We start from the raw sequence: 10,616 nt of genomic DNA on the forward strand, positions 1-10,616 counted from the left end.
TGACGAGCTTTCGGACATATCGAATGCAGACAGTTTAGCATAGCCGCGCCATGCGGCTAATTGATTACCATCCAACAGCCAATTGTCCTGAGCTATCAATCTGCCTGTTTACGCAGGAATGCCGGAATATCGTAAGACTCGCTTACTTCCGGGTCCGAAAAGTCGGTGGAAATCGGCGCACGACGACCACGGTTACGCATCACAGCAGGCGTATTCAGGTCGTTGAAGTCCATTTCCATGGCGACATTATCGGTACCGGTTTTGACGATCTTGATGTAATCCGGGCGCTCGTCACGATTGCTGGCGGGCTTCTGGCCCAGGCCGGTCGCGATCAAGGTCACGCGGATGGTGTCTTCCGGCATGTCTTCTACTTCGGCAGTACCGAACTTCACCTGGGCATCTTCGTCAGTGTACTGACGGATAATGCCCATGATCTCGCGGTATTCGCTCATGCGCAGGCAGCCCGGTGCGGTGGAAATGTTCACCAGCACGCCGCGTGCGCCTTCCAGGGTAATGTTGTCCAGCAGCGGGCTTGCGACAGCCTGCTCGGCAGCCACACGGGCACGGTCGATACCGGCGGCGAAAGCCGACCCCATCATGGCCAGACCCATTTCGCTCATCACGGCGCGTACGTCGGCAAAGTCGACGTTAATCAGGCCGGGGCAGGTAATCACTTCGGAAATACCGGCCACAGCGCCTTTGAGTACGTCATCGGCCGCGCGGAAGGCTTCGCGCATGGTGACGTCTTCGCCCAGCACGGCCATCAGCTTCTCGTTCGGGATCACGATCAGGGAATCGACGTGCTTTTTCAGCAGCTCGATACCATCGTTGGCCACACGCAAGCGCTTGCCTTCGTATTCGAATGGGCGGGTTACCACACCCACGGTCAGGATGCCCAGCTCCTTGGCCACTTCGGCCACCACTGGTGCAGCACCGGTACCGGTACCGCCACCCATGCCGGCGGTGACAAACACCATATTGGCACCGCGCAGCATTTCGGCAATGCGCTCACGGTCTTCCAGCGCGGCGTTCCGGCCAGTGTCCGGGTTGGCACCTGCCCCCAGGCCCTTGGTCAGATTGTTGCCCAGCTGCAGCTTCTGCGGCGCCTTGTTACGCTTGAGCGCCTGGGCATCCGTATTGGCGCAGATGAATTCCACGCCTTGCACCTGGTTACTGATCATGTTGTCGATGGCGTTGCAGCCGCCACCGCCTACACCGATCACCTTGATGACTGCCTCGGTAGCAGTCTCCTGCATTACTTCGAATACCATGCCGCTCATTTTTCCTCTCCTGTAAAAAGATGAGCTATTGTCGGAATATTCCGTTTTGCCTTAGAAATTACCGGCAAACCAAGCCTTCATACGCTGGAACACTTGCCCCACGCCGGCGCTTTCACTTTTCTGGCCAACACGGGGATGCATCTGGTCCTTGCCATACAGCAGCAAACCTACGCCCGTCGAGAAGCGCGGGTTTTTTACTACCTCGGACAAGCCACCTACATACTTGGGTACGCCGATGCGCACCGGCAGATGGAAGACCTCTTCGGCCAACTCCACCATGCCAGGCATCAGGCTGGCACCACCGGTAATCACAATACCGGTAGACATTTCTTCAAAGCCGCTACGACGCAGCTCTTGCTGCACCAACTGGAACAGCTCTTCCACGCGCGGCTCGATCACTTCGGCCAGCGTGGCACGCGACATCTGACGCGGGCCGCGTTCGCCAACGCCGGGCACTTCGATCATCTGCGAAGCATCAGCCAGACCTACCAAAGCCACACCGTGCTGGATCTTGATGTCTTCGGCTTCCTTGGTAGGGGTACGCAGCGCCATGGCGATGTCGTTGGTAATCTGGTCGCCTGCAATCGGTATCACCGCGGTATGGCGGATAGCACCGCCAACCAGCACCGCAATGTCGGTAGTACCACCACCGATGTCGATCAGACACACGCCCAGCTCTTTTTCGTCCTCGCTCAGCACAGCACTCGCGCTGGCCATAGGCTGCAACACCAGGTCGGTCACTTCCAGGCCGCAACGGCGCACGCACTTGGCCACGTTTTGCGCAGCGGAAATGGCACCAGTCACAATGTGCACCTTGGCTTCCAGGCGTACACCGCTCATGCCCAGCGGCTCGCGCACTCCTTCCTGACCATCGATGCTGTACTCCTGCGTGAGGATGTGCAGTACCTGGTGATCGGGCGGAATGGATACCGCACGCGCGGTTTCAATCACGCGGTCGATGTCCATCTGGGTCACTTCACGGTCCTTGATGGCCACCATGCCGTGCGAATTCACACCCTTGATGTGGCTACCGGCGATACCGGTGTACACCTCATTGATCTTGCAATCGGCCATCAGCTCGGCCTCTTCCAGCGCCCGCTGGATGGCCTGCACGGTGGATTCGATATTCACCACCATGCCGCGCTTGAGGCCGCGCGAGGGCACTTGCCCCATGCCCACGATGTTGATCTGGCCTTCTTCCAGCACTTCGGCGACGATCGCGACGATCTTCGAGGTGCCGATATCCAGGCCCACCAGCATGTTTTTGCTTTCCTTAGGTTTGCTCACCTGTCGCTCCAACGCTTAAAGCTTGTTTGTTGCCGTAGGCGGTGCCTTGTAATCGGGCATCCGCACAGCGAATCCATTGGGGTAACGCAAGTCCACATACGTAATGCGGTAAGGCAACGTGGCCAGGCTACGCGGCCAGTGGTCAACAAAACGCGTCAACCGCTCAGCCACCGGGCCACGCCCCAGTTCCAGCGTTACTCCGTTGTCCAGTTCCATTCGCCACGCCCTTCGCTCCGATAGCCACAAACGCAGCGGCTGCAGGCGGGCGGGCTGCAAACGCTGCCGGAACTGCTGCAGTGCTTGCGTCATTTCTTTTTCACTTGCTGCTGGCCCGTACATCACCGGCAGCGGCTGGTCGCTGGCTGCATCGAACCAACGGCCTTCAGTACTGATCAGCCCCTGGTCTCCCCAGCGCGCCAGTGCTACGTGCTCGCTGACTGTGATGTCCAGCCGGTCAGGCCAGGCTCGTCTTACCTGCACCTGGCTTACCCAGGGCAGCTTTTCGAAGGCATGGCGCGTCTTGGTGATGTCCAGCGTAAAAAACGTGCCGGTCAGTTCGTTTTGCGCGATGTACTTCAGCTGCACCGGGGTCACCTTGGCCACCTGGCCAGCAATGTGAATCCGCTTTACCGGGAACAGGGGCGAGTGTGTCAGCCAGTAGCCCCCGGCATACAACAACATCAATAACGAGGCAGTCAGCAGCAAGTTGGCTACTGCCCGCAATACCGCATGGTTATCCCACATGAGCCGCTGCCAGCACCTTGACGCACAGGTCCTCGTAGCTCAGGCCTTCTACCCGTGCAGCCATCGGCACCAGACTATGGCTGGTCATGCCAGGGTTGGTGTTGGCTTCCAGCAGGTAAATACCGTTCTGCTCGTCCATCAGGAAGTCAATCCGCGCCCAGCCTTGGCAACCCAGTACCTTGAATGCCTGCAGTGCCAGCTCGCGGGCACGTGCTTCCACTTCGGGTGCCAGGCCGCTAGGGCAGCGGTATACCGTGTCATCACGGAAATACTTGGCCTGGTAGTCGTAGTACTCGGTGGCCGGCTCGATCTTGATGGTGGGGTAAGCCTGGCCGTCGATCACGGCACAGGTGTACTCGCCACCGCCGATAAACTGCTCGGCAATCACGATACTGTCGTACTGGCGCGCTTCTTCGTAGGCGGCTTTCAGGCCACCATGGGTCTTCACCTTGGTCACGCCGATACTGGAGCCCTCGGTAGACGGCTTCACGAAAATCGGCAGCCCCAGCGCCTGCTCGATGGCGTCGAAATCGCTATCGTCATGCAGCAACTCAAAGGCCGGAATGGGCAGGCCCGCGCCTTTCCACAGCAGCTTGGTACGCCATTTGTCCATGCAGATGGCCGAGGCCATCACGCCGCAGCCGGTATAGGGCACGCCCAGCGCTTCCAGCGCGCCTTGCAGGGTACCGTCTTCGCCAAACGGGCCATGCAGGATGTTGAATACGCGGGCAAAGCCCTCTTCCTTCAGTGCCGACAGCGGTTTTTCTGCAGGGTCGAACGCATGCGCATCCACACCCTTGCTTTGCAGGGCGGCCAGTACACCGCTGCCGCTCATCAGCGAGACTTCACGCTCGGCGGAGCTGCCACCCATCATTACTGCTACTTTGCCAAACTGCTTCATGCTGTCCTCACTACCGCCCCCGGTCGGGGCGGAATACTCTCTGTCAGGCCTTGGCGGCCGCTACCAGCTTGGCGGGGATACCGCCAATCGACCCGGCGCCCATGGTGATCACCACGTCGCCGTCACGCGCCATATCGGTAATGGCTTGCTGCATATCGGTAATCTGCTCTACAAACAGCGGCTCTACCTTGCCGCCAACGCGCACGGCACGCGCCAGCGCGCGGCCATCGGCGGCTACAATCGGTGCCTCGCCCGCGGCGTACACTTCAGCCAGCAGCAGGGCATCCACGCGGCCCAGCACTTTCACAAAGTCTTCGAACAGGTCGCGCGTGCGGCTGTAACGGTGCGGCTGGAAAGCCAGCACCAGGCGTTTTTCCGGGAAAGCGCCACGCACTGCGGCCAACGTTGCTGCCATTTCCACCGGGTGGTGGCCGTAGTCGTCGATCAGGGTGTAGCTGCCACCATCCTTGGCCGGCAGCTCGCCGTAACGCTGGAAACGGCGGCCTACACCGGCAAACTCGGCCAGGCCTTTCTGGATAGCGTCGATCTCGGCACCGCACTCCAGGCCGATGACGGTTGCAGCCAAGGCGTTCAGTACGTTATGGCGACCGGGCATATTCAGAGTGACCGGAAAGCGCAGGCCTTCTGCTTTTACCACCACGTCAAAGTGCATCTGGCCGGCATCGGCCACCAAGTTGGCCGCATACACGTCGGCGCTGTCGTCCAGACCGTAGGTGGTTACCGGTTTTTTCAGCTGCGGCACAATGCTGCGCACGTGTTCGTCATCTACGCACAGCACGGCACGACCATAAAACGGCAGATGGTGGATGAAGTCCACAAACGCCTGCTTGAGCTTGTCAAAGCTGTGGTCGTAGGTGTCCATGTGGTCGGCGTCGATATTGGTCACCACCGACATCACCGGCTGCAGATACAGGAAAGAAGCGTCCGATTCGTCGGCTTCGGCCACCAGGTACTCGCCGCTACCCAGGCGGGCGTTGGTGCCGGCGGCAGTCAGCTTGCCGCCAATCACGAAGGTCGGGTCCAGGCCGGCTGCGCCCAGTACCGATGCCGTCAGGCTGGTGGTCGTGGTCTTACCGTGGGTACCGGCAATAGCGATGCCCTGTTTGAAGCGCATCAGCTCGGCCAGCATCATGGCACGCGGGATCACCGGGATATGCAGCGCCTGTGCTTCACGCACTTCCGGGTTATCTGCTTTTACCGCCGTAGAGGTCACCACCACATCGGCGCCCTTGATATAGGTCGCATCATGGCCAAAGTAGATATGCGCGCCCTGCTCGGCCAGGCGTTTGGTCGCCGCGTTGTCAGCCATGTCAGAGCCGGACACGGTATAACCCAGGTTCAGCAACACCTCGGCAATACCGCACATGCCCACGCCGCCGATACCGACAAAATGAATGTGTTTGACTCTATGTTTCATCGTTCTTCTCACCCACTGCACGCCACACGGCGGCAGTTACTTAATCCTGATCAGCCAGGGCCTGGCACAAATCGGCTACGGCACCCGCCGCACCGGGCTTGGCCAGCCCCTTGGCGCGCTCGGCCAGCTGTTGTAGCTGGCTGCGCTGCAAACCGCCCAGCAGTGCTGCCAGCTGGGTCGGGCTCATGTCTTGCTGTGGCAGGTGAATCGCTGCCCCGGCAGCCGCCATCCAGGCGGCGTTATCGCGCTGGTGCGAGGTGGTAGACACCACCAGCGGCACCAGCACACTGGCCACACCGGCAGCACACAGCTCGCTAACCGTAATGGCGCCGGCACGGCACACAATCACGTCGCAAGCAGCCAAGCGCGCCGGCATATCATCAATAAACGGCAGCAGCGTCACGTCGCGGCCAACTTGCAGCCCGGCTGCTTCGTATGTGGCCTGTACTGCGGCAAAATTCTTGTCACCGGTCTGGTGCACCAGTTGCGGGCGCTGACCTGCCGGCAACAAGGCCAGCGCGGCGGGCAAGGTGTCATTCAGTACCTTGGCACCCAGGCTGCCACCTACCACCAACACCTGCAGCGGGCCGCTTCGGCCAGCAAAACGCTGGGCGGGTTCCGGCAGGGCTTCGATTTCGCGGCGCACCGGATTGCCGGTGACCACCGATTTCTTCACGCTACGCGCGGCTTCACCATCAAAGCCGCAGGCCAAATGATCCGCGAAAGGCAGCAAAGCCTTATTGCTTAACAACAAGCCTGCATCGGCATTGACCATCACCAGCGGCTTCCACAGCAGGGCAGCAGCCAAACCGGTAGGCAGGCAGACATAACCGCCCATCCCCAGTACCACATCCGGGCGATGCTGGAACATCAGCACCAGGCTGCGCACAAACGCCGCCAGCAGCTGGAATACCCCCTTTACCGAACCCAGCGCCCCTTTGCCACGAATACCGTGGAAAGCCAGGCGAATCAGCTCGAAGCCGGTAGGCGGCACCAGCTTGTTTTCCATGCCGCGCTCGGTACCCACCCACAGTACTTTCCAGCCACGGCTTTCCAGCTCGCGTGCCACGGCGATGCCCGGGACAATATGCCCACCGGTACCTGCTGCCATCACCATCACCATACGCTTTGGCATCTTTCCACTTCTCTTCTTACCGGGCTCACTGCCCACACAGTCTTGCCTTGCGGCCAACCTTGACCGCCCTTGCCAAATATTTGGCGATTTACACCTTAAAGCCGCGCATCAGCCGGCGATTTTTCCTTCGCCGCCCTGCGGCTCGGACTGCTACACCGGCTACGCTGCATCGCAGCGTGCTGCCCGAGGGCAGCGGATACCCGGCTTTAAACCTTAAAGCCACGCATCAGCCGGCGATTTTCATAATCCACGCGCAACAACACCGCCAGCGACGCCAAATTGCACAGCATGGCCGAGCCGCCAAAAGACATCAGTGGCAAAGTCAGGCCCTTGGTAGGCAGCAAACCCATGTTCACGCCCACGTTAAAGAAGGTCTGCACCCCCAGCCAGATGCCGATACCCTGCGCCACCAGCGACTGGTAATACCGCTCCAGCTGCTTGGATTCGGTACCGATATGGAAAGCGCGGCGCACAATCCAGGCGTACAGGCCCAGCACAACGCAAATCCCCACAAAACCGAACTCTTCCGAAATCACCGCCATGATGAAGTCGGTATGCGCCTCCGGTAGGTAGAACAGTTTCTCCACACTGCCGCCCAGCCCCACGCCAAACCACTCGCCACGGCCAATGGCTATCAGCGAATGGCTCAGCTGGTAACCTTTGCCGTAGGGGTCATCCCACGGGTCCAGAAAACCCAGCACCCGCTTCAGGCGATAAGGCGAGGTGATAATCAGCAGCACCACTGCACACACCGCCATCACGGCCAGCCCGGCAAAGATGCGCAGGTTGATACCGCCCAGAAACACGATGCCCATGGTGATGCTCATCACCACCATCAACGCGCCAAAGTCCGGCTCCAGCAACAACAGCAAGGCCACCACCACAATGGCGGCCAAGATGGGCAAGAAACCTTCGCGCACACTGTGCAGCTTGGCCGCCTTGCGCACCGTGTAGTCGGCGGCATAGATCGCGGCAGCCAACTTCATTACCTCGGAAGGCTGCAGGTTCAATACCACCAGATTGATCCAGCGCCGTGAGCCGTTCACCACCTTGCCAATACCCGGTATCAGCACCAGTACCAGCAGGAAACCGGCAAACAGGAAAAACTTGCCCGCGTATTTCTGCCAGATGCTGGTAGGCACCTGGAAGGTAATCGCTGCCCCTGCCAGGCCAATGGTCATGAAGATCATGTGGCGAAACAGGTAGAAGTAGCGGTTATTGGTGGCGGCATCCGCCTCGGCGTACGCAATCGACGCCGAATACACCATCACCAGGCTGATGGACAGCAGCAGCGCGATGGCCCACATCAGTGCTTCGTCCAGCACGGTGACGGGGGCTGTATGGTGATGGCGCCGGCTAATGCTGCTCATCAGGCTGTGATCTCCGCCTTGACTGCCGCCACCGTATCGACAAATACCTGGGCACGGTGTGCATAGTTCTTGAACATATCCAGGCTGGCGCAGGCGGGCGACAGCAATACCACGTCACCGGTTTGTGCCAGGCTAGCCGCCAGACGGGTTGCTTCTTCCAGTGTGCTGCAGCGGTGCAGCGGTACGCGGCAGCCGGCCAGCGCGGCATGGATGGCCGGCGCGTCACGGCCGATCAGCACCACGGCGCGGGCAATGCGCTGGCAGGCCGGCGCGAGCGGCGCAAAATCCTGGCCTTTGCCATCGCCACCGGCAATCAGTACTACTGGCCGGGTCATGCCGTTCAGTGCCGCCTCGGTGGCACCCACATTGGTACCTTTGGAGTCGTCGATGAACATCACACCACCGAACTCGTCCACGTATTCCACCCGGTGCGCCAAGCCACGGAAACTGCGCAATGCGGCCAACAAGGCTTCGCGCGGCAACGCGATGGCTTCGGTCAGCGCCAGCGCTGCCAGCGCGTTGGCCGCATTGTGCAAGCCTTGCAGCTGCATGTCGGCGCTATCGAACACCGGCGAGCCGGCGATAGTAAGCAGATAGCGGCCATCCGTCTGTTGCAGTGCGTAATCTGCGGCCTCGCGCAGCGAGAACCAGGCCACATGGCGGCCGGCGCGCACCATGGCGCGGCAGAACACATCGTCGCGGTTCAACACCTGTACACCGCTACCGGCAAAAATGGCGGTCTTGCTGTGCGCGTAGTCCAGCAGATCGTGGTAACGGTCCAGATGGTCTTCGGAAATATTCAGTACCGTGGCCGCGTCGGCGCGCAGGCTGGTGGTGGTTTCCAGCTGGAAGCTGGACAGCTCTACCACCCACACGTCGGGCTGTTTGCCGGCGGCTTCGCGTTCGGCCAGCGCAGACAGCACCGGCAGGCCGATATTGCCGCACACCACGGTGTCCTGGCCGGCGGCCTCGCACAGGTGGCCTACCAGGCTGGTGACGGTGCTCTTGCCGTTGGAGCCGGTAATGGCGATAACCTTGGCACCGCTGCCGGCGATGGCGCGCGCCCACAGCTCTACATCCCCCACTACCTCGCCACCACGGCGGGCAAAGTCGGCAATGGCCGGGGTACGGATGCTGACGCCGGGGCTTACCATCAGCATGTCGGCGTCGGCAAAGGTCTGCGCATCAAAAGCACCCAGGCGCAGGGTCACGCCCAGCTCGGCGGCCACGTTGGCCGCATTGGCGGGGTTGTCGCGGCTATCGGCAATGGTGACGCGCGCGCCATGCGCCAGCAGCCAGCGCGCGGCAGAAACGCCGGTGTCGCCCAGGCCGATAACGATGATGTGGCGGTTGTCGAATCGCATCACGTGGTTTCCTTAACGCAGTTTCAGGGTGGCCAGACCGGCCAGCACCAGCATCATGGTGACAATCCAGAAGCGCACCACGACCTGGGTTTCTTTCCAGCCCTTCAGCTCGTAGTGATGGTGCAGCGGCGCCATGCGGAACACGCGCTTGCCGGTAAGCTTGAACGATGCGACCTGGATCATCACCGACAGCGCTTCCATCACGAACAGGCCGCCCATGATCAGCAGCACGATTTCCTGGCGCACGATCACGGCCACAGTACCCAGCGCGGCACCCAGCGCCAGCGCGCCGACGTCACCCATGAACACTTGCGCCGGATAGGCGTTGAACCACAAGAAGCCCAGGCAGGCGCCGCAGATAGCGGCGCAGAACACCACCACCTCGTGCGCACCCGGCACAAAGGGCATGCCCAGATATTTGGAAAACACCGCGTGGCCGGCTACGTAGGCAAAAATCGACAAGCCGGCTGCCACCAGTACCACCGGCAGTGCGGCCAGGCCGTCCAGGCCATCGGTGAGGTTGACCGAGTTGGACGTACCCACGATCACGAAGTAGGTCAGTACGCAGAAGCCGATACCACCCAGCGGGTAGATCACGTTCTTGAAGAACGGCACGATGAATTCGGTAGAGGCTGGCAACTTGGCGGTAGTAATCAGGAACACGCCTGCCGCGATGGCGATAGTGGACTGCCACACCATCTTGAAACGGGCAGAGACGCCGTTCGGGTCTTTGTACACCACCTTGCGCCAGTCGTCGTAAAAGCCCAGTGCGCCGGTGCCCAGGGTGACGGCCAGCAGCAGCCACACGTACTGGTTGGACAGGTCGGCCCACAGCAGCGTAGTGACGGTCATGGCCAACAGGATCAGCGTGCCGCCCATGGTCGGGGTACCGGTTTTCACCAAGTGGGTTTGCGGGCCGTCCTTGCGCACGGCCTGGCCTACCTTCAGCTCGGTCAGCTTGCTGATTACCCACGGCCCCATCCACAGCGAGATGGTCAGCGAGGTGAGCGCAGCCATCACCGCACGCAGGGTCACGTAGTTCAGTACATTAAAAGCGCGGATATGTTCGCGCAGCAGATCAGCCAGTAGCAGCAGCA

At 60.7% G+C, this 10,616-nt stretch carries 9 protein-coding genes; all 9 read right to left on the reverse strand.

The features are described from left to right. Positions 1 to 95: 95 nt before the first annotated feature. The 9 genes from ftsZ to mraY all read right to left on the reverse strand — a co-directional run bounded on the left by ftsZ (position 96) and on the right by mraY (position 10,614). Positions 96 to 1,280 carry a cell division protein FtsZ gene (gene ftsZ, locus LCH97_RS11235; protein WP_227301766.1) on the reverse strand — a complete coding sequence of 395 codons (1,185 nt, stop codon included), beginning with the start codon at positions 1,278 to 1,280 and terminating at the stop codon, positions 96 to 98. Between the two features lie 51 nt (positions 1,281 to 1,331). Continuing rightward, positions 1,332 to 2,540: a cell division protein FtsA gene (ftsA, locus tag LCH97_RS11240; RefSeq protein WP_227305329.1), complete on the reverse strand. Its 1,209-nt coding sequence runs from the start codon at positions 2,538 to 2,540 to the stop codon at positions 1,332 to 1,334. A 42-nt stretch (positions 2,541 to 2,582) separates the two neighbouring features. Continuing rightward, positions 2,583 to 3,311 (reverse strand): cell division protein FtsQ/DivIB, encoded by a 729-nt coding sequence (locus LCH97_RS11245; RefSeq protein WP_227301767.1) that lies wholly within the window; start codon positions 3,309 to 3,311, stop codon positions 2,583 to 2,585. Next, a complete protein-coding gene (locus LCH97_RS11250) occupies positions 3,301 to 4,212 on the reverse strand; it encodes a D-alanine--D-alanine ligase (RefSeq protein ID WP_227301768.1) in 912 nt (303 codons plus the stop codon). The genes LCH97_RS11245 and LCH97_RS11250 overlap by 11 nt, the downstream gene beginning before the upstream one ends. 43 nt (positions 4,213 to 4,255) lie before the next feature. Then, positions 4,256 to 5,650, reverse strand: a complete 1,395-nt coding sequence (gene murC / locus LCH97_RS11255) for a UDP-N-acetylmuramate--L-alanine ligase (protein ID WP_227301769.1) — start codon at positions 5,648 to 5,650, stop codon at positions 4,256 to 4,258. A 40-nt stretch (positions 5,651 to 5,690) separates the two neighbouring features. Continuing rightward, entirely contained in the window at positions 5,691 to 6,785 is a 1,095-nt protein-coding gene (murG, locus tag LCH97_RS11260) for an undecaprenyldiphospho-muramoylpentapeptide beta-N-acetylglucosaminyltransferase (protein ID WP_227301770.1), read from the reverse strand. Between the two features lie 206 nt (positions 6,786 to 6,991). Continuing rightward, positions 6,992 to 8,155 (reverse strand): putative lipid II flippase FtsW, encoded by a 1,164-nt coding sequence (ftsW, locus tag LCH97_RS11265; protein WP_227301771.1) that lies wholly within the window; start codon positions 8,153 to 8,155, stop codon positions 6,992 to 6,994. Further along, on the reverse strand, positions 8,155 to 9,519 hold the full coding sequence (gene murD / locus LCH97_RS11270; RefSeq protein ID WP_227305332.1) for a UDP-N-acetylmuramoyl-L-alanine--D-glutamate ligase: 1,365 nt from the start codon (positions 9,517 to 9,519) through the stop codon (positions 8,155 to 8,157). The genes ftsW and murD overlap by 1 nt, the downstream gene beginning before the upstream one ends. 12 nt (positions 9,520 to 9,531) lie before the next feature. Continuing rightward, a complete protein-coding gene (mraY, locus tag LCH97_RS11275) occupies positions 9,532 to 10,614 on the reverse strand; it encodes a phospho-N-acetylmuramoyl-pentapeptide-transferase (protein WP_370630730.1) in 1,083 nt (360 codons plus the stop codon). Between the last annotated feature and the right edge of the window lie 2 nt (positions 10,615 to 10,616).

Origin of the sequence: Vogesella sp. XCS3, from assembly GCF_020616155.1 — a bacterium.
GTDB lineage: Bacteria > Pseudomonadota > Gammaproteobacteria > Burkholderiales > Chromobacteriaceae > Vogesella.

What these genes read in the sequence shown, in the direction of transcription:
- murD (WP_227305332.1), bottom strand. Translation starts at nt 9,519, where the DNA reads ATGCGATTCGACAACCGCCACATCATCGTTATCGGCCTGGGCGACACC.
- murG (WP_227301770.1), bottom strand. Translation starts at nt 6,785, where the DNA reads ATGCCAAAGCGTATGGTGATGGTGATGGCAGCAGGTACCGGTGGGCAT.
- LCH97_RS11250 (WP_227301768.1), bottom strand. Translation starts at nt 4,212, where the DNA reads ATGAAGCAGTTTGGCAAAGTAGCAGTAATGATGGGTGGCAGCTCCGCC.
- murC (WP_227301769.1), bottom strand. Translation starts at nt 5,650, where the DNA reads ATGAAACATAGAGTCAAACACATTCATTTTGTCGGTATCGGCGGCGTG.
- ftsW (WP_227301771.1), bottom strand. Translation starts at nt 8,155, where the DNA reads ATGAGCAGCATTAGCCGGCGCCATCACCATACAGCCCCCGTCACCGTG.
- LCH97_RS11245 (WP_227301767.1), bottom strand. Translation starts at nt 3,311, where the DNA reads ATGTGGGATAACCATGCGGTATTGCGGGCAGTAGCCAACTTGCTGCTG.
- ftsZ (WP_227301766.1), bottom strand. Translation starts at nt 1,280, where the DNA reads ATGAGCGGCATGGTATTCGAAGTAATGCAGGAGACTGCTACCGAGGCA.
- ftsA (WP_227305329.1), bottom strand. Translation starts at nt 2,540, where the DNA reads ATGCTGGTGGGCCTGGATATCGGCACCTCGAAGATCGTCGCGATCGTC.